Genomic DNA, 23,086 nt, shown 5'->3' on the forward strand with positions numbered 1-23,086 from the left:
TGAAAGTCAGACACACTTTTTGCTACTTAACCCGGATTTGCAGTATATGCCGGGGGCTGCGGGGAGGCGGGGAACTGTCATGAATGCTGTCATGAATGCTGTCACGAAACTGGTGACGAATCCGTGGTGGCAGTGCGCTGATTAGTGTGGCAGTTTTTCGCTGAACGGTGCGGCGAGCGCTAGCAGTGTGACTTTTTGCGTGGGCCTGTAGTAGGCTGTCTTCACGGATCCCATGTGGCGTCCATCTCGTGAACTCCCCCAGGGCAGGAATGCAGCAAGGGTCAGCGAGCTCTGACGGGTGCGTGGGGTCCCCTTTTTTTATCCCCGGCGTTCTTCTGGCACTTATGGCTAGGTTTCGGGCACTTGTCGGCGGTTTCCTGTGACCTATCGATGTTTTTTCGGCACTTATCCCCGCGATATTGGCCAGGCCATTTCACCTATCGATGAGCTATTCACTTATGGCCACGCTGCAGCGCATCGATAGGTGAATACCTTGGCCACAAGTGGTCGCGTTCGCTGGTCTGGAAGAATACTGTGCATGAGCGATGCAGACGACACGCGAGTACCACCACAGACAACACGAGAACCGCTAGAAACACCAGAACCACCCGAAACCCGAGAAACCCCAGCCCCAATGGGCGTGTGGGACTCCTTCCGGTTCGCAGTTTCTTCACCGAAGCGCCTGCGCACCGAGCTGCTGGCCGGGGCGGCGGTGTCGTTCGCGCTGATTCCCGAGGTGATTTCGTTTTCCATCTTGGCGGGCGTGGACCCGGCGGTGGGGCTGTTTAGCTCGGTGATTATGGCCATTGTGATTGCCTTTACGGGTGGCCGCCCGGCCATGATTACTGCTGCCGCTGGTTCGGTTGCGCTCGTCGTCGCGCCGTTGTCGCGGACGTACGGGATGGATTACCTCATTCCAACGGTGCTGCTCGCGGGTGTGTTGCAGATTGCTTTTGCGGCGCTGGGTATCGCTAAGCTGCAGCGTTTCATTCCGCGCGCGGTCATGATTGGTTTTGTTAACGCGCTGGGTATCCTCATTTTCACTGCGCAGCTCGAGCATCTCATCGATGTGCCCTGGTTAGTGTATCCGCTGGTCGCTCTGGGTATTGCGATTATGGTGTTCCTGCCCCGCGTGTTCACCGCGATTCCGGCTCCGCTGGTAACGGTGCTCGTCGTCACGCTTGTTGCGGTGTTGGCGGATTGGCGCGTGCCGAACGTGAGCGATATGGGCGAGCTCCCGGAATCCCTCCCGCAGCTGCTAATCCCGAATGTGCCCCTGACCTGGGAGACTCTGCAGCTGATTGCGCCGTATTCGGTGGGCGTGGCGATTGTCGGCATCATGGAATCGCTGATGACGGCGAAGCTCGTGGACGACATCACGGATACGCATTCGGACAAGACCCGCGAGACGTGGGGGCTGGGTGTGGCGAACATCGCGGGCGGTTTCTTCGGCGGTATCGCTGGCTGCGCGATGATTGGTCAGACGATGGTGGGTGTGAAGGAATCGTCGGGACGCACTCGCTTGACGACGCTCTTTTCCGGTGTCTTCCTGCTCATTCTGGTCCTTCTGCTCAGTTCTGCAGTTGGAGTGATTCCGATGGCGGCGCTGGTTGCGGTGATGGTCGTGGTGTCGGTGGACACGGTCGATTGGCGCTCGATCTCCCCTCGGACGTTGCGCCTGATGCCGCGTTCGGAGACGGCGGTGATGCTGGTGACGGTCATCGCTACGCTGGCGACGGATAACCTTGCCATCGGTGTGGTTTCGGGCGTGGTTGTGGCATCACTGATGTTCGCGCGCCGTGTCGCTCACCTGGTCAGGATCGAAGTGCTTGACGACGACCCCAGCGCCCACTCCCGGACGTACAAGGTGCGGGGTCAGCTGTTCTTCGCCTCCAGTAACGACCTGGTGTACCAGTTCGACTACACCGATCCTGCACAGCGCATTGTCATCGATATGTCGGAGGCTGAGATTTGGGATGCCTCCACAGTGGCGGCATTGGATTCGGTGCGGGTCAAGTTTGCTGACCGGGGCAAAGAGGTAGAGATTATCGGCTTGGAGGGGCCGAGTAAGCAGCGTCTGGATGCGCTGTCGGGGAAGTTGTAGAAATCCCAATCCGGGGTATGCCTTACACTTGGTTGCAAAGCCGGATGCGGCGCGGGGAAAAAGTTTTCCGTGCCAGTTTTGTCAGGTTTTAACTTATGTCCGATACCTGGGAGGGTGCGTACACCATGGCCGTGGATTCCTTCGATGTTCAGCAGTTGGCGGCACACAAGGATGAGTTTGCGAAGGCATATGAGGAACTGAAATCCCGTAACCTCGCACTGAATTTGACTCGTGGTAAGCCGTCGTCGGAGCAGCTTGATTTCGCAAACGCCCTGCTGGGGCTCCCAGCGCCGGATTACATTTCGGCTTCTGGGGAGGACGTCCGCAATTACGGCAACGCCAAGGGCATTACTGATATCCGCGCTATCTGGGCGGAACTGCTGGATCTGCCGGTGGAAAACGTCCTGGCACAGGATGCTTCCAGCCTGAACATCCAGTTTGACCTGATTTCGTGGGCTATGCAGTTCGGCAACGTGGACTCGGAGCGCCCGTGGAACGAGGAGCCGGTGCTGAAGTGGCTGTGCCCGGTTCCGGGGTATGACCGGCACTTTTCCATTACGCAGCACTTTGGTATTGAGATGATCCAGGTGCCGCTGAACGAAGACGGTCCGGATATGGATGTCGTGGAGAAGCTGGTTGCCTCCGATCCGCAGATTAAGGGCATGTGGAATGTCCCGATGTTCTCCAACCCGACGGGCGTGACCTACAGCGCTGAGGTCTGCCGCCGTCTGGTTGAAATGGAGACTGCCGCTCCGGATTTCCGTCTGATGTGGGATAACGCCTACATGGTTCACACGCTGACGGATGAGTTCCCGGAGGTTCACAACGTCATTAAGTGGGCGGAAGAGGCCGGTAACCCGAACCGCGTGTGGGCTTTCGGCTCGACTTCGAAGATCACCTTCGCAGGCGCTGGCATTGCTTTCTACGCTTCCTCGGACGCCAACTTGGAGGATTACCTCAAGCACGCTGGTATCCGCGGCATTGGCCCGAACAAGGTCAACCAGCTGGCTCATGCCAAGTTCTTCGGTGACGCGGAGGGCGTGCGTGAGCAGATGCGCCGTCATGCCGGTTCGCTGGCTCCGAAGTTTGAGAAGGTTCTGCAGATTCTGGATGAGCGCCTGACGGAGTACGGCGTGGCAGAGTGGTCGAAGCCGACCGGCGGTTACTTCATCAACCTCGACGTGGTTGATGGCACTGCTCGTCGCGTGGTGGAGCTGGCTAAGGAGGCCGGCATTGCGCTGACCGGTTCTGGTTCTTCCTTCCCGCTGAAGCAGGATCCGAATGATCGCAATATCCGCCTGGCACCGTCGCTGCCTCCGATGGAGGAGCTCGAGGTTGCTATGGATGGCGTCGCTACCTGTGTGCTGCTCGCCGCCGCTGAGAAGGCGACTGCGTAGGCCAAGTAAGCCAGGTAGGTCGGGATAGGACTATATGAACTTCGAAGAGACGAAGTTTTGGATCTCCGGGCTTTTCCCCGGAGAACCCCAGGTCGGCGAGTATGTGACGGAGCTGCCGGCCAGTGGTCGGCACGGGCAGGAACACGATTCGGCTCCGCTTCGGGTCGCTGAGTTCTCGCTTTACGACGGGCCGGACGGCCAAGCGAACGAGCGTCGTCCGGAAACGGCAGCCGCCACCGTGGAGTTGGGCCGCAACTACTGTGGCCTGACCGGCGCAGCAAAGACGGATATCCGCGTGGAGCTCTTCTCCGTCGCATACGCTGATTTTCCCGTGGCCACCATGGTCGCGGCCGCGGGAGCGCTGGTGGAGGAAGAGCCGGAGTTCCTGTCGCCAATTCCGGGCCGTGTCATTCCGAATGCGGTGCGGCTGGCGGCCGATCAGGTGGCCGAGGTAGGGGAGTCGTCGTCAAGCACTGCCTTTACCGTGGCGCACGTGCTGTGCACGGTGCCGTACGTGTGGAGCGACGGGGTGCCGAATGTGTCCGAGATGCCGGGCAAGATCAGCCTGCATGAGGGTGATGTGGAGTCCCCGCAGGGACGCATGACCACGATGACGCAACTGGTGCCAATTACGGATGCGGAGCTGGTGTTTTATGAGCAGCAGGGGCCGCAGGCGCTGATGCAGAAGTTGGCCGAAGTAGATGCTGACCTGCGGGATTGGTGCCGTGAGTCGGTTGTTTCCCAGGAGGGTTCGAACTAGCCGATCCGGGGTGGAAGGTAGGCTGAGCACGTGGCTCTGTATAGGAAGTATCGTCCGGCATCGTTCGCCGAAGTGGTGGGGCAGCGGCACGTAACTGACCCGCTGTCGGCGGCGTTGGAATCTCGGGATGCGCAGGGGCGTCCCAACCGCATTAACCATGCGTATTTGTTCTCCGGGCCGCGTGGCTGTGGCAAGACCTCGTCGGCGCGCATTATGGCGCGCAGTTTGAACTGTGCGGAGGGGCCGACGGCCACACCGTGTGGCCAGTGTGCGTCGTGTCGTGCGCTAGCGCCGGGCGGTCCGGGCAATTTGGACGTTATTGAGCTGGACGCGGCTTCCCACAATGGTGTGGAAGATATGCGTGAGCTGCGGGAAAAGGCTATCTTCCAGCCGGCGGAGTCGCGCTATCGCATCTTCATTATTGACGAGGCGCATATGATTACCGCTTCGGGTTTCAATGCGCTTTTGAAGATTGTGGAGGAGCCGCCGGAGCACCTCATCTTCATTTTTGCGACCACGGAGCCGGAGCGTGTGCTGCCGACGATTCGCTCGCGTACACACCACTATCCGTTCCGGCTTTTGACCCCGCCGGATATGTGCGGGCTGCTTGAGCGTGTGGTCACGGCCGAGGGTGTGCGGGTAGAGCCGGACGTGTATCCGCTGGTCATCCAGGCCGGTGGCGGTTCGCCGCGTGACTCGCTGTCGGTTATGGATCAGCTCATTGCTGGTTCCGGCACCGATGGTGTGGATTATGAGACTTCTGCGGCCATTCTCGGTGTCACTGACAGCGTAATCATCACGGATGCGATTGAGGCGCTGGCGGCAGGCGATCGCGCGGCCATGTTTAGCGTGGTCGGGCGTGTGATTATGTCGGGCCAGGATCCGGCTCGGTTTGCCTCGGATCTGCTTGGCCGAGTGCGTGATTTGCTGGTGCTGTCCGCAGTGCCGAACGCGCTGGAGCAGGGGCTTGTAGAGATTCCGGAGAGCCAAATCGACGGCGTCCTGGAGCAGGCCGGGACAATTCCCCCGGCTACCCTGACGCGCTTCACGCAGGTGCTCTCTGACGGCCTGCGTCACTTCCGCGGCGTGACTTCGCCGCGTCTGCTGCTCGAGGTCCTGTGCGCGCGCATGCTCCTGCCCGCCACCGAAGACTCCGTGGAGTCGCTGCTGCAGCGCGTAGAGGCGTTGGAACACGGCAGGCCCGCGCTTGCCGACGGCTCGGGGGCCGCAACCCCCGCATCGGCACCGGTGTCTTCCGATGCGGGGCCGGGGTCGGGTGCGGCTGAGGCCGATGCTTCGCCGATGCAGTCTGGCCAGTCGGCTCGTGAGGCATGGCGCCAGCGGAATGCCCAGCGTAAGAAGGGTGCGCAGACCCAGGGCAGTCGTGCTGGGCAGGCAGCGCCAGCGCAGACACCGTCGCAGCCTCAGTCCCAGCCTGAACCTGTTCAGCAGCAGCCTGCACCAGCGGCAGCGGCACCGGTGTCGCAGGAGTCGGTGACTGAGCCGCAGCCTGCACCAGAAGCACCTACTGCGACCGCTGAACAGCCTGAACAGCCTGAACAGCCTGAACAGCCTACGCAGGCCGAATCAGTTGAACAGCCTCAGCAGGCCGAACAACCGCAGCAGTCTGAACCGGCTGAGCAGCCGATGTCCGAGGAAGAAGCTCAGGCGGAGAAGATTCGTGAGTTCCGTCGGAAGATGGCGGAGCATGCCCGCATCAGCGAGCAGCAGACTCGGGCGCAGCTTGCGCAGGAGCGTGAGCAGCAAACCCGCGAGCGTGAGGGGGAAGGCGGCTCGATGTCGATTGTCGAGGAAGAGCCAGTTGTCTCTGCCTCGACAGCTCACTCTGAACAGCCAACTCAGGCCCCACAGCCGGAGCAACCAGCACAGCCGGAGCCCGAACCTGCACCCGCCGGTATCGAGCAAATCCGCGAGCACTGGCAGGACATCCTTGCGGCTGTCGACGGACAGCATGCGTTCCCCATTCGCGTGCTGGCCGAGCAGGCGGTACCGCTCGATGTCGAAAACGACACGCTCGTCATTGGACACAGCACAGGAGCGCTCGCTACCAGGCTCAATACGCCTGATTACGCTCAGGCACTGTCCGCTGCAGTGAAGCAGGTGACGGGCTTCAACGGCCAGGTGCACTGTGTCGTCGGTACGCGCCCGCGCGCACCGCGTTCAACAGCTACTAATGGTGGTTCCGGGGAGGATGATTCGTCGTCAAGAGGTTCGTCCTCGCCGAACGACACCGCCCCTGCACCGACACCAGCAGCACCAGCGCAACCAGAGACATCTGAGCAGCAGGTACAGCAGCCGCAGCCAGGCCCGCAGCGGTCGTCGGCATACGCATCCGTTGTTGAGCGCCGTGCCAAAATCGAAGCCGCCAAGCGTGCTGTGATGGGACAGCAGGCAGGCCACGACCAGCCGGCACAGCCACATCAGCCAAGCCAACCAAGCCAGCCAGCTCAACCGAACCCGAACCCGGCCCAGCAACAACCGCAGCAGCCAAATCAGCCGCAGTCATTCCTGCGCGCGGCCCAGGCCAATGCGCAAGCAAACGCTCAAGCAAACGCCCAGGCCCAGGCCAATCAGGATTCGGGCTTCGGCGGCGTCCCGCTGCCACCAGAGCCGATGGAGGAGTTCGCTCCACCAGAGGGCGCAGAGGGCACAGAGAGCTACAGTTCGCGCAACCCGTCCAACTACAACTCCAACGCCAACACCAACTACAACCCGGTTCCCCAAACCCCGCAGGACAACAACTACGAAGAGGACACCTCCGAGTATTTCGAGGCCGCGAACGAGGTCGGGTCTCTCGATCACCGCTCGCTAAAGGACGTGGTCATGGAGATGCTGGAAAAGGAGCTGGGAGCCAAACCGCTGGAAGACCGCTAGAGCCGTTAGAATGGGGCGGCGATGCGCGTCGTAAAGCATGGGCGATGAGCCTTAGAAGCGTGCGCGTAACTACAAATCAGCACGTAAAGATCACAATAGTTAGGAACATTAATTATGACTCAGCCAGATATGAACGCAATTCTGCAGCAGGCACAGCAGATGCAGGCGCAGCTGCAGGCAGCACAGCAGGAGATCGTCGCTTCCACCATCGTCGGTGAGGCCGGCGGCGGTCTGGTCAAGGTGACTATGCAGGGCTCGGGCGAGGTCACGGACATCGCCATTGATCCGAAGGTCGTTGACCCGGAGGACGTCGACGGGCTGCAGGACCTGGTTCTCGCTGCTTTCCAGGACGCTACCGCTAAGGTGCAGTCGCTGGCAGAGCAGAAGATGGGCCCGCTGTCCCAGGGCTTCGACGGTCTCGGTGGCCTCGGTTTCTAAATTAGCTTTTCAGACCAGTAATTGTAGGTAATTATCATTGTTCGAAGGACCACTCCAAGATCTCATTGATGAGTTCTCGCGCCTGCCGGGCATCGGCCCGAAGTCAGCTCAGCGTATCGCTTTCTACCTGATGAAGGCGGAGCCGGAGGACATCGGGCGACTCCAATCCGCGCTGGGTCGGGTGCGCGAGGGTGTGCAATTCTGCCGGGTCTGCGGCAATATTTCGGAAACCGATGTGTGCCAGTACTGCTCGGACACACGTCGCGACCGCGGTTTGGTGTGCGTCGTTGAAGAGGCGCGCGATATCCAGGCCATCGAGCGCACGGGGGAGTACAACGGTCGCTACCACGTGCTCGGCGGGGCGCTCGATCCGCTCGGCGGCATCGGTCCGAACGAGCTCAATATCCGCACGCTGCTGCAACGTATCGCAGGCGTGCTTGACGACGTCGACGAGACCCAACCCCCAGAAATCCACGAGGTCATCATCGCGACTGACCCCAACACCGAGGGCGAAGCCACCGCCACCTATTTGGCCCGGCTGCTGCGGGACTTCCCGGATCTCGAGGTCACTCGGTTGGCCTCCGGCATGCCACTGGGCGGGGACCTGGAGTTCGTCGATGAACTCACCCTGTCCCGCGCGCTGACGGGCCGGCTGAAGGTCTAAGGCCTCCAACCGGCCGCGCGCGAAACTACAAAACTAGCGCTCGCTCTTCGGACGCGGCTTGGACAGGATGCGCTCTTCGCGCAGCTTATCCACGACCTCGAGGTCTAGCGGAGCCAGGCTCGACAGGTCCTGGTTGGTAGCGCGGGCCAGCAAAAGATCAGCCAGCTGCGGATTGCGAGCCAACACAGGTCCGTGCAGGTAGGTACAGATAATCGAACCCTGCACCGCGCCTTCGGCGCCACCGGTCGGTGTGAGTGCAGAAACATCCACTCCCGGAGCAATCCCGGAGTCCGCCTGCTCCACTTCCGGGCCGGTATTGCCCACGCCACGGACAACCCGACCAAGCGGCTTCGCATCGGCACCCAGGGTCGTGCGACCCATGTGGTTTTCGAAGCCAGTCAATGGGCTGGCGTCGACGTCGTCAAGCAAACCGTTCGTGGGATCGACGAGCGTGCAGATTTCGCCGATCGCGCGCGACTCGAGTGAATCAGTGGTGCAGTCGACAAGGCCGAGACCTGCGACGTCGCGTCCGCCCGCGCGGAAGGAATTGCCGAAGATCTGGAAGCCCGCGCAAATCGCGAGGATCTGCTTCCCAGCCTCGGCTGCCTTTTTGATGCCGCCGTCGTTGATCAGATGCTCCACCGCGATGGTTTGTGCGACGTCCTCGCCGCCGCCGACGGTGTAGATATCCAGGTCGGTGGGGACGGCATCGCCCAGCTTGATCGGGACAATCTCGGCGTCAATCCCACGCATCCGCGCGCGTTGCCGCAGCACCAGCGCATTTCCGTCATCGCCGTAGGTGCCCAGCACGTCCGGGAGGATCAGGCCGATAGACAGCTCGCTCATTTACTTTTCCTCCTGTGCTCGTTCGATGTCGCGCTTCAAATCGCGGAAGGCGGTGTAGTTCGCCAGCACCTCAACTCGGGTAACGCTTGACGACGACCCCCGCGTCTCACACGACCGGATCGCCTGCAGCGGATTTGCGACCAACCTCGCATCGATGCCCGCATACAGCAACCGCACCGCGAGGTCAGTCCCGCGTTCGCCCGCGGATAACACATCCATGCCGTCGAAGTCCTCGAAGCGGACATCCCACAGCCAGGACAGGTCCTCGCCGTCAGCGACGTGACCGTTGACTGCGATGACCACTGCATCTGCGGTGCGGTCGACCATGGACAGCGCCTCCTGCCAGCCGGCCGGGTTCTTGGCCAGTAGCATGCGCACGTGCTTCTCGGCGCCCTTGTCATCCCGAACAACCATGGTGGAGTAGCGACCCGCAACGTTGTCGACGGTCTCGGTGGCCCGGAGGGATTTCTCCAGGTCCGCGCCCATATCGACAGCGCCCGCGATCGCCAAGGTGGCGTTGCCGCGGTTGGCGTTGCCCGGCAGCGTGAGGTTCATTGGCAGGGTGTCGCCAGCAGGCGTGATGACTCCCTCCGCAGTGATGCGGTAGTCCGGCTCTGGCCGCTTGAACTCCGAGCCGTCCGGGAGTGGCTTCACGGCGTACCAGTTGTGGCCGTCCTGGATGATGGGGCCGCCGGTGCGCGGGGAAGAGGTGGCATCGTTGGTCCAGCCACCGCCCGCGGAGACCCAAATAACCTTCTTGGCATCCCACGCAGCCGACGCGATGAGTGGGTCGTCGCAGTTGGCGATGACCGTCGCCTGCGGGTTAGCGTCCACCGCAGCGCGGAGTGTGGCCTCAATCTTGTTGATCTCGCCGACGCGGTCGAGCTGGTCGCGGGAAAGGTTCAGCAGCACCAGGACCTGCGGTTTCAGGTCCTCTGCGATGTGCGGGACGTGCAGCTCATCGACCTCCAGGACCAGGCTGTCCGCATCGGGAGTGGCGAGCAGCGCGGAGATAATACCCGCGTCCATGTTGTCGCCGCCCTCGTTGGTGGCCACGTTGTGGCCAGCGGCGCGCATGGCGGCCGCGAACATACGGGTGGTGGTGGACTTGCCGTTGGTGCCAGTGATGATCGCGGCCGGGCGTCCCTTGCCGAGGGAAGCCAGAATGCGCGGGTCAATCTTCTGCGCAATCAGGCCACCAATCATGCCACCCGCGCCGCGACCGGACTTCCGGGAGGCCCAGGTGGCGGCGTGAGCGGCGGATGTGGCGAGGCCGGCGCGCAGGCGGGCGCCGGTGCCGCGCAGGCCACGAGAACTATTCGAGTCGCGGGAGCCACTCGAAGCAGTACCGTGCGGGCTGGCATCCGCGCTATCAGCGGAATGCGATTGCGGAGAGGTGCCATTTGTCATGTGTGTAAATATTACGCGCACGAAAGGGCTAGGCCTAAGAAGCAGGCCTGTGAGGCCTGATGGGATTTGTGGGAGGTCTCCCTGCGGAGCCTTGAAATCTGAACTTTGAGGTGATTGCGATCATGTTGATCTTCGGGGATTAGGCGGTCATGCGGCGGAAGAGAGGAAGGAGATTACCGAGGTGAGAAAGCGTATTTGAGGAATCGAATTCAAGCACTGAATCAAAGAATTATTGTTTTGATTCATGTGTTGCCCTATACTGTCCACTAGCAGATAAGGGGGAAGAGGTATGGCTAATACAGAAAGCAACTTCTTCGGCGCGCGCTTGCATCAGTTGCGCACAAATCGTGGCATGACCACACGTGATTTGGCTGACGCCACCGATGGTGTGGTGTCGCAATCTGCAGTCAGTCGCCTGGAAAATGGCAAGGCGACTTACTCACTTGAGCAGGTTATGGCGCTTGCGTGGGCTCTTGGCGTGCCGTTGGATGAACTTGTGGAGGAAAACCCGGTCAGCCAGCGTGTGCAGGCCGTGGCCCGCACTTCACAGGATGGCGCGAGTGTTAAGGGAGCGCGGGAGATGCTTTTGCCTTACCTGCAGCTTCGAGTGCTGCTAACTCAAAATTAAGGAGGGTTCCCCATGTGCAGTGCGAGCAAGGAGGGGCTCGACCTTGCTATAGAGTTCCGCAAGAAGCACACCCTAGGAAATGATCCAATCGCCGACATCGCTGGCTTTATGCAGTTGGTTAATGCAGATTTTATGATTCTGGATTTACCAGCCAATGTTGATGCACTTGCTTTGCGTGACCCCGTGACGGGAGCGACAGTCATTGGAATTGCGAAGTCATCCGTTCCTTACCGTCAGCGGTTTACCGTTGCGCATGAAATTGGGCATTTTGTTTCCAATGATTTCGAGTCCTCGAAAATCGTTGCAGATGATGAGCACTCTGAGCCTGGAATATACGCCTGTGGCAAGCGTGATTATCAGGAAGTTCGTGCTGATGCCTTCGCTCGTAATGTGCTCTGCCCAACTGATGGGTTGAAAACAGACCAGAACCTCGGCGAGCTTATCGGTGGAGGTGACGTCCTTGCTGCGTTGTCCCATGTCGTTCGCAAGTATCAAATTTCGCCGCGAGTCGCACTTATTCAGATGAGGCGCGCAGACCTCATTAGCGAAGGGCAATCGGAAGAACTGAAAGGTGTATCAGCTCCCACGCTGGCTGCCCGGTATGGCTGGAAAGCTGACTATGACCGCGCGGTAAAGGTCTCCGAACTAGTGCAACCATCAGCGCGGTTGGTGAAAGACGTATATCGCGCTTACGAACAGGGGATAGTCGACCTTCCCAGCATTGCTTTTGCTGAAATGAGCAGTGTCGATGAGGTGAAGGAGCTGATAAGTGCATCGCAGTCACAGTTACCGCCATTGAGGCATGATGCGAATGTGCAGAATCAGGATGCGGCTGACACGGAAGCAGATCCCTTCGCGGAACTAGACGCTTTCTTCGGCGATGGTCCCGATAGTTTAGAAAGCGCCCAATAAACGATGGCTGGTTACCTCCTAATAGCTGATACAAGCGTACTTCTTAATTTCGTATGTTCGAAGAATCACCAGTATTTGCTCGACTTCGCAGGCAAGATGACCATCAGCATTCCAGGAGCAGTCAAAAATGAAGTCGAACGCAAATTGGATAAACGGCGCTTCAACTGCGGAAAGAGACACTGGGATTGGTTTCTGGGGCACCCGAATGTCGAAGTTCTCGACGATGACCACAAAAAACTTTATCCCTATGTTCGCCTCTATTCTGGTCCTGGCTATACCTTTCAAGGGGGCAAAGCTAAACACCTGGGAGAGTACATCGCTATCGCCCATTGTCTTTATGCGAAAGATCAGGGTAAGGGCGTAGCCACTGCGCTCATCATGGATGATGGTGATGCCTGTGAGCTAGCGCGGAAGCAAGAAGCTGGATACATTTTCAATACCGAGCACGTGCTACTGCAATGCGTGAAGTCGGGCTCTATTGGGTCGCGCGGGCAAGCCAAGGAAATTTGGGAAGACCTCCAGAAATTTGATGTCCTAGTCAATTTTGAGCACACCAAACTTAATGGCAAGAGTCTGTATAAAAAGGCCGCCGAAAAATGATGAACCCTGACATCACTTTCTACTACGACCGCGATTGTGGGTTCTGCGAGGCAAGCGTGACCCTTCTGGCCAAACTCAGTGGTGTCCGCATGATTGGTGCTAGTCCCGAAGACCAGTCCTTGCCAGAGGAAGTTCGTCAACACATCTCAGCTGAGGCGGTCGCCATGCTTCCAACCCCGAATCCCAGCCGAAGCAGCAGTCGGTGAACCTGGTGCTAAGAGCGGCCGAGAATTTCGGTACGGCCACGAGGCGATAGGTATCGCCTTGCGTGAGGGCGGCACCAAGGCACTATTCCGATGTGCGGGCACATTCCTGCTCTTCCCGCCACTGACAAAACTGTGGAGCTTTATCTATAAGGTTGTCGCTTCCAACCGTCACAGAATCAGCGCGGTCCTGGGGCTTAACGCCTGCAAACTAGACTCCACAAGATGACTATCCGGCAGGCCCGTTGCCCCAGTGCCACTGCAATTACCCAATGAGCAGCCACCGAGTCAGCCGTTAGCCTCGTCCTTCACAGCGGCCGGCGACATCTCTCCGACCAGTCGCAAGAATGCCTCATCGGAAACGATCGGAATGTCCTTCCGGTGGGCATGCATGGCCTTGCCCGTCAGTTGATCCGGTGTCACATCCGCAGGTCGGTTACACACCAGCACCGATGACTCTCGCGTGACCTTCTCCGAGTACGCCAGCCCAGCCCGCACGCCCGCCGCAATCAGCTCATCCGGGTCCAGCGACACCTCTGGCGCCACGACGAACTCCATGCCCGTCGCGAGCTTCCGCCCCGGCGTATAACGGCCGGGGTTCTCCACGGGGCGCGGCGCTTCCATCGCGTCGACACGCACTACCGAGCGCTGCAGGCCCACAATGTCCTCGCGCAGCTGGTCGGGCGTGTACATGTTCAGGGTTGTACCCTCGTCGAGCCCGCCCTGTGCGCGGAAGAGCGCAAGCGTGGTGGTGACGTCATCCAACGTCCGCACCCGCTCCGGCACCGAGATGCCGGCAATCGATGCCTCGGGTGAAGGCACATCGAGGCCGTAGGCGCGCGCGACGGCGCGCAGGCGAGCGTCGTCAAGCCGTTTGCCCTGGCGGCGCGCCGTTTCCAACGTATCGGCAATCCGTGCGGGCGCCGGAATTCTCGCGACGCGAGTGCGCGTACGACGACGCCCCCGCTTATTCCGCGCGGATCGCTCACGATTCGCTTGACGACGGGCCCTCTTGGCCTCGGCAACTATAAAACCCCAGACCAGCGGTGCATTATGAGCAACCAGCGTGCGCCCATCGAGCGCGTGCGCGAGCTTGGCCTGGATCACCCCGAACTTCGGGGCTCCCTCGAAGTCCGCGGGCTCGAGGCCGTGAAGGTGCGTCGGGCCGGGATCTTCTGTGGGATCGATGACGACATGCCAGGTGTCCACGATGTTGCCGCTGCCGTCGGCGGTAGACACTCCCAGGCTGACCAGCCGAGACGTCTTGGGATGGATGCCCGTGGCCTGGATAGACACGATTGCGTAAGGAGCTTCCTCAGCCGACGAGAACTGTTTGTGCTCGTCAGCAGCCTTTGTCGCAGCGGTCTCGGCTGTGGCCGGTGTGGTTGTGGCCGTTGTGGGTGTGCCAGCGGTACTCGCGCCGGTTGCGATTGCGCCGGTAGTAGCCGCGTCGGTGGTGGCTGCGTCCGTTGTGGTGGAAGCCGGTGCTGTTGGTGGTGTTTTCGCGCCCGCTGCCGACGCGCGTTGAGAACGGCGACGATTCCGCCGCCGCCTCTTCGTCTGAGAAGAGGTCCCAGTCGCTTTGCGCTCCTCGCGCGCCGATTCAGTCATGCCTCAAGACTAGCGGGTGCGCTCACCCGCGGAGAAAGTGACTAGGTTTATGACACTTTGAGCACAAAATTTGCCACGAAAGTGTCATAAACCTAGTCAGTAACTTGGGCACTAGCTCGGCCTCAAGCTCAGAAGGACCGTGGGGCACGGTCACACGGGTCCCGTAAACCACGCAAACTACAAAAACCACGCAAGGCCCAAAAGTTTTCCCCCGACTGGGTGCTCAGCCGAAAAGGAATGGAACCGCGAGGGCAATTTCCGCGCCTTATTAAATAGGGGCCACAAAACAGTGCCACAAGCCAAGGCCACAAATAGCGCCACAAATAGAGCCACAAAACAGCGCCACAAAAATAGGGACGAAATAACTACCACGGGGCAACAGCCACAGGACAACAACCACGGGGCGGGGGAGAAATGGTCAACAAGAAACGCAAGCAACTGGTGGCGGACCAGTTTGGAATCATTAGGCCGGATGACCAGCCGGGGAATGGATACCGCGAGGTCGCAAGGCAAGCGCGGGCCGGTTATCTGGAGCGGCTTTGCCGAGGTCACTATGTAGTCGCGCACGCCTGGGAGGGGCTCCACCGCGAGAAACGCCTGGCTATTACTGCTTTGGCGGTGGTCTCCGAGACGTCGTCAGGCGTCATTTCGGGAGCTGCAGCGCTGGCCTTGCACGGTTCGTGGGTGCTGGTGCGCGATGCGAAGATTGTGGTCGTGGGCGGGAGTCAGGAGTTCCACGGCATCGACTATTGCATGCGCTTGCGCTCGGAGATCCATCTGGATCACACGCAGGGGCTCGCGGACCGGCGGGTCGCGGTGCTCGCGCGTGCGGCCTTCGATGAGTGTCGCGTCCGGTTCAGGCAGAAGGGGCCGGAGTCCGTGTCATGGCGGGCGGCGGTGTTGGCTGTCGAGGGTGCGCTGCGGCATGGCGCCACGCGCGATCAGCTGGAGGAGCTCCCGGCGCATTATCCCAGCGTGCGGGGCCAAGAGCTGTTTCACCGTGCGCTCGCGGTCTGTCATGGTCGTTGCGAAACGCCCGGTGAGGCGCTGACTAAAGCCGCTCTTCTCGAGCTCGGACTGAAGTTCCACGAGCAAGCCGAAATTTGGACTCGCGGCACCAGCCACGATCCGCCGCACTTTCTCGCCCGCGTGGATTTTTATATCCCTGACCTGCTGCTTGTCGTGGAGTTCGATGGCCACATCAAGTATTCGGCGAGCGAGGTCGCACCGACGCCCGCGGCTCAGTCCGAGCTGCTCACGCGGGAGACTTACCGCGAGCGTTCGCTGCGCGCAACGGGGCTGGATGTCGCGCGGGTGGTGTGGAAAGAGGTGGAATTGCACGCAGTTCGCTTATCGACGCTCCGTTCAATCCTCATCGAGCGCGAACGCGTGGTAGCCGCAGGTGGGGTGACTCTCCGTGCGGATGTGCGCAATGCCGGCCCGCTGATTGGGTAGTTGGGTAATTGGGTAGCGGGGCCGAGGGACCGCTGGATAGTTTGCCCCAAAAAGAAACTGACTAGGTTTATGACACTTTGAGCACAAATTTTGCCACGAAAGTGTCATAAACCTGGTCAGTAACTATGTGGAGTTTAAGCCAGTGCGCGGTTGACCGCGCTGGTGACTGCCTTCAGCGATGCGTAGGTGATGGAACCAGCGATGCCGGAGCCCCAGACCTTGGTGCCGTTGACATCTGCGAGGACGTAGGCCGCAGCCTCGGCGTCGTCACCTGCGGTGCGAGCGTGCTGGACGTATTCCTGAACCTCGACGTTGATGCCGAGCTTCTCCAGGGCGTTGGCGTAAGCGGCCAGCGGGCCGTTGCCGACACCCTCGACGGTCTGCTCCTTGCCCTCGTAGACGATGTGAGCCTTGATCTTGGTGGCGTCCGACTCGTTCTGAGGGGCATCGACAGTCAGGGCAATCTGCTCGAGCGGAACCTCGCGGTCCAGGTACTCACCTGCGAAGATGTCCCAAATCGCCTTGGAGTTGACCTCGCCGCCCTCGGCATCGGTGACTGCCTGCACAACGGACGAGAACTCGACCTGCATGGAGCGCGGCAGGTTCATGCCGTGGTCCGTCTTCATGATGTAGGCCACGCCGCCCTTGCCGGACTGGGAGTTCACGCGAATAACGGCCTCGTAAGAACGACCGACGTCCTTCGGGTCGATAGGCAGGTAAGGAACTTCCCAGGTCACCGCGCGCAGGTCCTCGTCGGAAAGCTCCTTGACGGCAGCGCCCGGGCGGACCTTGTCTGCCATTGCGTCGAGGCCCTTGTTCACGGCGTCCTGGTGGGAACCGGAGAAAGCGGTGAAGACCAGGTCGCCGCCGTACGGGTGGCGCTCCGGAACGCGCAGCTGGTTGCAGTACTCGACGGTGCGGCGGATCATATCGATGTCGGAAAAGTCGATTTGCGGGTCGACTCCCTGGGTCAGCATGTTCAGGCCCAGAGTGACCAGGCAGACGTTACCGGTGCGCTCGCCGTTGCCGAAGAGGCAGCCTTCGATGCGGTCCGCGCCGGCCATGTAGCCCAGCTCAGCGGTGGCGATGCCGGTGCCGCGGTCGTTGTGCGGGTGCAGCGACAGAATGATGGAGTCGCGGCGGTTGAGGTTGCGGTGCATCCACTCGATGGAGTCTGCGTAGACGTTCGGAGTGATCATCTCCACGGTCGACGGCAGGTTGATGATGATTGGGTTGTCCGGAGTCGGGTCGATGACATCCACCACGGCGTCGACAACTTCCTTGGCGTACTCAACCTCGGTGCCGGTGTAGGACTCCGGCGAGTACTCCCAACGCCAGTTGGTGTCCGGGTAGTCCTTCGCGATGGTCTTAATCAGCTCCGCGGCGTCGGTGGCAATCTTCTTGATTGCGTCCTTGTCCTTACGGAACACAACATCGCGCTGCAGGATCGAGGTGGAGTTGTAGAAGTGAACGATGACGTTCTTGGCGCCGGCACATGCCTCGAAGGTGCGGTGAATCAGGTGCTCGCGAGCCTGAACCAGAACCTGGATGGTGACATCGTCCGGGATCATGTTCTTCTCAATGATCTCGCGCACGAAGTTGTAGTCAGTCTGGGAAGCGGACGGGAATCCGACCTCAATTTCCTTGTATCCCATCTGGACCAGCAGCTCGAACATGCGGCGCTTGCGCTCCGGGCTCATCGGATCAATCAGTGCCTGGTTGCCGTCGCGCAGGTCGACGGCACACCAAACCGGTGCCTTAGTAATGCGCTTGTCCGGCCAGGTGCGGTCCTTCAGCTGGAAGTCCTGAACTTCCTGGTCGTAAGGCAGGTAGCGGTTGGTTGCCATCTGGGAGTTGCGCTGCTTATTCCAAGCAGGCTGTCCTTCCGGAATCTCGCCAGCAGGAGTGGAGATTACAGAAGGAGCGGAAATAAAAGCATCGGAAGGAGACATGTTGTGGGCCTTTCTAATTCGGACTTTTCTTGTAGGCCGGCACAACTTACCCCGCGACGGGGAGCCGGCCTTAAACCCAAGCCCCGCCGCGGCATAGAAGCAGTAGTCCGCGTTGCATGTGATGTACCTTACCCCGATGGTTATATGAATTTCATCATTCGGGGGTTTTAGTGGGGGAAATATGCTCAGCCATCCACACGCCACCCACCCCGCCCATCGATAGTTCTAAAGCTAGGACCAATGTATTTAGCGGGGTAAAGATGATAGCGTCCTTAAGGTGCAAACTAGCTGGTCTATTCTGAAGCGAGACTTGCGCCGTCTCCGCAATAGCCCAAGAGTGTGGGTGATTATCATCGGCGTGATGATTACCCCTGCCTTGTATTCCTGGTTCAACATCCCGGGCTTCTGGGATCCGTACGAGCACACCGAGAACATCGGTGTGGCAATTGTGAATGAGGACAAGGGCGCGAGTTCCTCGGTTACCGGAAGCCTCAATATCGGTAACCAGGTGGTCAAACAACTAAAACAAAATCATGAACTGGGCTGGCAGTTCCCCGATGCCGAGAAGGCAGACCGGGACCTAAAGCGCGGCAGGGTCTATGCCGAAATCACCATTCCGCCGAATTTCTCGCAGGAAATGGTTGACCTGATTCAAGGGCAGGGGCATCCAGCAAAGCTGAAATACCGCGCTAACCAGAAGATCAACGCGATCTCGCCGCACATCACGGCGCAGGGCGCGTCCGGTATTGATGGTCAGATTTCCGCTTCCTTTAATAAGGAGATTGCGAAGGCGGTCACCGAGGAGGTTAAGGAAGCTGGCGGCCTGCTGCAGGGCCGGTTCGATGCGGCTCGTCTCAATTCCGCTGACGCTTTCCAGGATGTCGCCGATGCGGTTGCCAATAGCCGCGATGAAGTCGGTGCTATCCAGGAGCAGATTGGCAATCTGCAGCCGACGATTGCGCAGATCAAGAAGACTCTCGGCAGCGTGGACACGGCCCTCGATGACGCCCAGGATGCGTTGACGCAGGTGCAGGCGATTACTGGTGAGCTCAACAACGAGGTCCTGAATTTCTCCGCGGATCTCAACGACGCCTACTTGCAGGGCAGCACCGCTCTGGTGGAGGGCACCGGTAACGCCAACGCCGCGATTGGCGCGATGACTGGCAATCTGCAGGGCGCAATTTCCCGTTCGGATTCTGCGACGGCTGCGGCGGAGGACATCGTCAACCAGGCGGATCAGGTCATTGGTGGGCTGAATTCCCTGCTGGAGGCCAACCCGCTCAATGGCCCGGATAAGCAGGCAATCCAGCGCACCATCGATGCGCTCGACGAGAGCAACGCCACCAATAAAGAGCTGGTGGAGGGCCTGAAGAACGTCTCCGGCTCGGCGCAGGGAACTCTTGACTCCCTCAACGCCACCAGCGAGGCATTGGCGCAGGCCACTAAGGACGGCAAGGCCGCCTCGGATCAGATTCGTCAGGCGTCCCAGGACGCACTCCCGCAGTTGAGCAAGGCGCTTAATCAGCTCAACGCGCGCGTGGGTTCGTACGCGGCGGCGCTGGGCGCGCAAAAGGACACCGTCAAGGAAACGTCCGCGCTTCTCGACGCTACGAGTGGGCAGCTTTCCGCTGCGACTCAGGTCCTCGAGAGCTTCAAGGCTGACCTTGATGGCGTACGCGATGGCCTGGAAACCGCGCGTCTCGATGTTCTTACCCTGGGTACCACCGAAGAGCGCGAAGCCATGAACATGGTCAATGACCTCGACCCCGAGGGAATTTCGCAGTTCCTGAGCGATCCGGCCGAGATCCAGACTGAGGCCGTGTTCCCGGTGGATCACTACGGCTCGGGTATGGCGGCGCTGTTTACCAACCTGTCGTTGTGGATTGGTGCGTTCATCCTGATTGTGATTTTCCGCGTGGAAGTTGATGCGGAAGGTTTCAAGGAAATCACGGTCGGCCAGGCGTACATGGGCCGCACCTTGCTACTGGGCATCATCGCTATTTTCCAGGCGCTGATTGTCTCCATTGGTGACATTGTCATTGGTGTGCAGAATGTCAGTGCGGTTGCGTTCGTCCTCACCTGTGTCGTGGTGGAGTTGTGTTATCTCGCCATTATTTACAGTATGGTGGCGGCATTTGGGCACGTGGGACGCGGTATCGCCGTGGTGCTCGCGTTTATTCAAATCCCTGGTGCCGCCGGTCTCTATCCAATTGAGATGACACCGGACTTCTTCCAGGCACTGAATCCGTTCTTGCCGTTGACCTACGGTATTGATGCTCTCCGCGAGACAATTGGTGGTTTTTACTCCAATTACTACCTGAAGAACATGCTCACCCTAATGGTCATGGCAGCGATCGCCTACGTGGTCGGCTACTGGCTGCGTCGCAGTCTGTCCTCGGTCAACGTCTTGGTTAACCACCAGCTTGAAGAGGGCGGTCTGGTCAACAACGAAGAAGTCCACCTGGTCGGTAGTGGGTACAAGCTCAGTGACCTGGTCTTCGCGCTGCGCAACCGCGAGGAGTACCAGACGCGAGTCGACGAGCGGATGGAGAATCTGCGTGGCAGCTACACGCTGTTCATGCGCATGGCCATTGGCATCGCCGTGGCCGCCCTGGTGGTGCTGGGTATTTTGGCCCGTAACTACCCGGATCAGAAGGCCCTGTTCTTCGGTCTGGCTTGCCTGTTTGTGCTGCTCTGCCTCGCCTACATCGCGGTGCGCGAGTACGTCAAGCAGTCTGTGATTCACGCCCAGGAGCTCAGCGAGATGTCGGAGGAGGAGCTGCGCGCCTACATGGAGCACCAGACTTCCCATCCGCATGCGTACTCGTTGGAAAATGCTGGCGATACGTTTGAGCCACAGACGAAGGTGTCGTCGGCAAGCGTGAAGACTTCCCCAGAAGGTGAAGCCTAATGAGAAACGTTCTTGAAATTGTGCGGAACGACTTTCGGGTGATCCGCCAGAACACGATGACCGGCATCATGGTTTTCGGTCTGGTGCTGATTCCGCTGCTGTTCACCTGCTTTAATGTGCTGGCCAGCTGGGAGCCGTTTGAGAACACCGAAAAGCTGAAGATTGCGGTCGCCAGTAATGACCGTGGTCATCGCACGGATATCGGTGCGATTGACGTCAACTTGGGCAATGAGGTGCTGTCGAAGCTGAGCCGTAACCACGAAATTGACTGGCAGATTACGGATTCTGAGGACGCCATCGACGGCACTAAGTCCGGTGACTACTACGCGGCAATCGTGCTTCCGGAGAACTTCAGTACTGAACTGATGACCTTCTACGTCCGGGGTACCAAGGCGCCTAAGCTGACGCTCTATACGAATGAGAAGAAGAACGCGCTTTCGTCAATCATTACGAGTAAGGGCGCGAGTGGCGTTATTCAGGAGATTGACAAGAACTTCACGCAGGTCGTCGCCAGTGTTGGGCTGGGCGTGATCACCTCGCTGGATGAGTATCTAAACACCTCCGACTCCAAGCAGGCACTGACGCGCGTGCAAAACCGCGTTGATGACACCGCCGCGCGGCTGCGCTCCGGTGCGCAGACTGCTCGTTCGCTGTCCACGCTGGTGGAGACCACCGTGCCGCTGGTGGAGACCGCGGATTCCATTTTGGAAAACGCTGGTGCGCGGATGGACATTCTGCGCAATGGTTCGGGTGACGGCAACGTCGCAGGCGATCTGGAAGCCGCGGTCGGCAATGTTCGCGACTCGGTTAGCACGGCGCTCGACGCAACGCAGTCGAGCTACGAAGGCGTGCGCGACCGCGTCAACGAGCTTGTCGACGGCACCCAGGCCACCAGCGGCGCGACCGCAGATACCTTTGACGCGATGGCGGCCAAATTCGGCCAGCAGGCCGATGGCCTGACTGCGATGCGCGACCGCCTGGAGGACACCGTTGGGGCAGTGGTTCCGGGTGTCGCTAAGCCGGGCTATGACCGCGCGATTTCCGATCTGAACACCTCGATTGCTCGCACCCGTGGGCTGCAGGAGAGTTTCTCCGCCGTGGCAGCGGATTTGCGTGGTGGCCGGGATACGGGATCGTCGATAAGCCAGGCGAAGGACGCTTTCACGGCTGCGATTGCGGCTGTGGAAAATGCCAAGAACTCCTACGAGCAGAACCTGCGTCCGCAGATCGACGCACTGTCGGAGCCGGTGTCGCGTCTGAGCAACGACATCGAGGTCATTGGCGAGGACATTCGCGGCATCCGCGGTACGATTTCCGGCTCGCCGGTGGATACGCTGCGTAAGACCAGCGCTGCCACAATGGGCCTGAGCAACCGTTTTGATGATCTGGCCGCTCGCTTCGACGAGATTCACAACGCGCTGGAAGAGGCGAAGGACACCGGGGACCTCTCGCGAATTGCTGAGGCCGTCGGTGATGACCCAAGTGCCCTGGCAGCGCAGTTGGCCGCGCCGGTGCAGGTCGAGGAAGACCCCGTCTTCCCAGTCCAGAGCTTCGGTGCGGGTATGGCGCCGTTCTATGCGACCCTCGCGCTGTGGATCGGTGCGTTGCTGTCGTCGGTGCTGATCCGCACCACGGTCCGTAGCCGCGACGGTCAGAAGGTCGGCGATGATGAGGCCGAGAATGTGGTCAGCGATGCAGTCGATGATGCGCAGGGCGATGCAGCCAGCGATGAAATCGACGAGCCGACCAGTGACGCACAAATCAACGCTGCGCAGGCCGAGGACTACACCCGCGTCGAGAAATACTTCGGCCGGTTCGCCACCTTCGCCAGCGTGGGCCTGGTTCAGTCCACACTGATGGTGTTGGGACTCCAGGTGTACGTGGGCATCGAGCCCGCGCACCGATTCCTGATGCTGCTGGCCGGCTGGGTGATTTCGCTGGTGTTTATGATGATTGTCTTCTCGTTCGTCTTCACCTTCGACAACGCCGGCAAGGCCATCTGCGTGCTGTTGCTGGTGATGCAGGTCTCGGCCGCAGGTGGCGCGTATCCGCTGCCGCTGGTGCCACAGTGGGTCCAGAACATTAGCCCGTGGCTGCCGGGTACCTACGCGATTGATATGTTCCGCAGCTCCATCGCCGGTATTTACGAGGCCGACTACTGGAAGCTGATGTTCATGTTGGCGCTGTTCATCATCCCGTCGTTGATTCTGGCGCTGGGCCTCCAGCGCATCTTTGAAAAGGGAATCAACGGCATCAAGGACGCAATCGAGGAGACGAAGGTGATGGCCACCTCGTAAGTG

At 60.0% G+C, this 23,086-nt stretch carries 17 protein-coding genes and 1 other RNA gene; 14 read left to right on the forward strand and 4 right to left on the reverse strand.

The window, feature by feature from the left end:
* The first annotated feature begins 222 nt into the window (after positions 1-222).
* The 7 genes from ffs to recR all read left to right on the forward strand — a co-directional run bounded on the left by ffs (position 223) and on the right by recR (position 8,258).
* Positions 223-317, forward strand: an RNA gene (ffs, locus tag HMPREF2681_RS04950) — signal recognition particle sRNA small type.
* Between the two features lie 317 nt (positions 318-634).
* Positions 635-2,104, forward strand: coding sequence for a SulP family inorganic anion transporter (locus HMPREF2681_RS04955; RefSeq protein ID WP_070546281.1), 1,470 nt, complete (start codon positions 635-637; stop codon positions 2,102-2,104).
* A 125-nt stretch (positions 2,105-2,229) separates the two neighbouring features.
* The gene (locus tag HMPREF2681_RS04960; RefSeq protein WP_180950677.1) at positions 2,230-3,501 is read left to right on the forward strand and encodes an aspartate aminotransferase type Ic; all 1,272 of its coding nucleotides are present in this window, start codon (positions 2,230-2,232) and stop codon (positions 3,499-3,501) included.
* A 34-nt stretch (positions 3,502-3,535) separates the two neighbouring features.
* Positions 3,536-4,261 carry a suppressor of fused domain protein gene (locus HMPREF2681_RS04965; protein WP_016421871.1) on the forward strand — a complete coding sequence of 242 codons (726 nt, stop codon included), beginning with the start codon at positions 3,536-3,538 and terminating at the stop codon, positions 4,259-4,261.
* Positions 4,262-4,291: 30 nt separating this feature from the next.
* A complete protein-coding gene (locus HMPREF2681_RS04970) occupies positions 4,292-7,156 on the forward strand; it encodes a DNA polymerase III subunit gamma and tau (protein WP_070546283.1) in 2,865 nt (954 codons plus the stop codon).
* A gap of 114 nt (positions 7,157-7,270) precedes the next feature.
* Positions 7,271-7,594: a YbaB/EbfC family nucleoid-associated protein gene (locus HMPREF2681_RS04975; protein WP_005511884.1), complete on the forward strand. Its 324-nt coding sequence runs from the start codon at positions 7,271-7,273 to the stop codon at positions 7,592-7,594.
* A 37-nt stretch (positions 7,595-7,631) separates the two neighbouring features.
* A complete protein-coding gene (gene recR / locus HMPREF2681_RS04980) occupies positions 7,632-8,258 on the forward strand; it encodes a recombination mediator RecR (protein WP_005511888.1) in 627 nt (208 codons plus the stop codon).
* Between the two features lie 33 nt (positions 8,259-8,291).
* Here recR and HMPREF2681_RS04985 read toward each other — a convergent pair whose 3' ends face one another.
* Together HMPREF2681_RS04985 and HMPREF2681_RS04990 are read right to left on the reverse strand one after the other, a co-directional pair.
* On the reverse strand, positions 8,292-9,104 hold the full coding sequence (locus HMPREF2681_RS04985) for a type 1 glutamine amidotransferase (protein ID WP_070429221.1): 813 nt from the start codon (positions 9,102-9,104) through the stop codon (positions 8,292-8,294).
* Entirely contained in the window at positions 9,105-10,514 is a 1,410-nt protein-coding gene (locus HMPREF2681_RS04990; RefSeq protein ID WP_246822704.1) for a MurT ligase domain-containing protein, read from the reverse strand.
* Positions 10,515-10,803: 289 nt separating this feature from the next.
* On the opposite strand from HMPREF2681_RS04990, the gene HMPREF2681_RS04995 reads away from it, so the two are divergent.
* The 4 genes from HMPREF2681_RS04995 to HMPREF2681_RS05010 all read left to right on the forward strand — a co-directional run bounded on the left by HMPREF2681_RS04995 (position 10,804) and on the right by HMPREF2681_RS05010 (position 12,860).
* Entirely contained in the window at positions 10,804-11,142 is a 339-nt protein-coding gene (locus HMPREF2681_RS04995; RefSeq protein ID WP_049190157.1) for a helix-turn-helix domain-containing protein, read from the forward strand.
* A 12-nt stretch (positions 11,143-11,154) separates the two neighbouring features.
* Positions 11,155-12,054 carry an ImmA/IrrE family metallo-endopeptidase gene (locus HMPREF2681_RS05000; RefSeq protein ID WP_049193463.1) on the forward strand — a complete coding sequence of 300 codons (900 nt, stop codon included), beginning with the start codon at positions 11,155-11,157 and terminating at the stop codon, positions 12,052-12,054.
* 96 nt (positions 12,055-12,150) lie between these two features.
* The gene (locus HMPREF2681_RS05005) at positions 12,151-12,654 is read left to right on the forward strand and encodes a PIN domain-containing protein (RefSeq protein ID WP_141746274.1); all 504 of its coding nucleotides are present in this window, start codon (positions 12,151-12,153) and stop codon (positions 12,652-12,654) included.
* Positions 12,651-12,860, forward strand: coding sequence for a thiol-disulfide oxidoreductase DCC family protein (locus HMPREF2681_RS05010; RefSeq protein ID WP_141746275.1), 210 nt, complete (start codon positions 12,651-12,653; stop codon positions 12,858-12,860). Before HMPREF2681_RS05005 ends, HMPREF2681_RS05010 begins: the two co-directional genes overlap by 4 nt.
* A 285-nt stretch (positions 12,861-13,145) precedes the next feature.
* Here the strand turns inward: HMPREF2681_RS05010 and HMPREF2681_RS05015 are convergent, their stop codons facing one another.
* A complete protein-coding gene (locus HMPREF2681_RS05015) occupies positions 13,146-14,468 on the reverse strand; it encodes an exonuclease domain-containing protein (protein WP_083295707.1) in 1,323 nt (440 codons plus the stop codon).
* Positions 14,469-14,882: 414 nt separating this feature from the next.
* Between HMPREF2681_RS05015 and HMPREF2681_RS05020 the strand changes: the two genes are divergently transcribed.
* The gene (locus tag HMPREF2681_RS05020; protein ID WP_070546289.1) at positions 14,883-15,923 is read left to right on the forward strand and encodes a hypothetical protein; all 1,041 of its coding nucleotides are present in this window, start codon (positions 14,883-14,885) and stop codon (positions 15,921-15,923) included.
* A 134-nt stretch (positions 15,924-16,057) separates the two neighbouring features.
* Here HMPREF2681_RS05020 and leuA read toward each other — a convergent pair whose 3' ends face one another.
* Complete coding sequence (leuA, locus tag HMPREF2681_RS05025; protein WP_070546291.1) at positions 16,058-17,875, reverse strand: 2-isopropylmalate synthase; 1,818 nt, start codon at positions 17,873-17,875, stop codon at positions 16,058-16,060.
* Positions 17,876-18,152: 277 nt separating this feature from the next.
* Between leuA and HMPREF2681_RS05030 the strand changes: the two genes are divergently transcribed.
* Both HMPREF2681_RS05030 and HMPREF2681_RS05035 read left to right on the forward strand, forming a co-directional pair.
* Positions 18,153-20,786, forward strand: a complete 2,634-nt coding sequence (locus HMPREF2681_RS05030) for a YhgE/Pip domain-containing protein (protein WP_070546293.1) — start codon at positions 18,153-18,155, stop codon at positions 20,784-20,786.
* The gene (locus HMPREF2681_RS05035; protein ID WP_070546295.1) at positions 20,786-23,083 is read left to right on the forward strand and encodes a YhgE/Pip domain-containing protein; all 2,298 of its coding nucleotides are present in this window, start codon (positions 20,786-20,788) and stop codon (positions 23,081-23,083) included. Before HMPREF2681_RS05030 ends, HMPREF2681_RS05035 begins: the two co-directional genes overlap by 1 nt.
* The last annotated feature ends 3 nt before the right edge of the window (positions 23,084-23,086 follow it).

This window comes from Corynebacterium sp. HMSC064H12 (genome assembly GCF_001809925.1).
Classification (GTDB): domain Bacteria; phylum Actinomycetota; class Actinomycetes; order Mycobacteriales; family Mycobacteriaceae; genus Corynebacterium; species Corynebacterium jeikeium_D.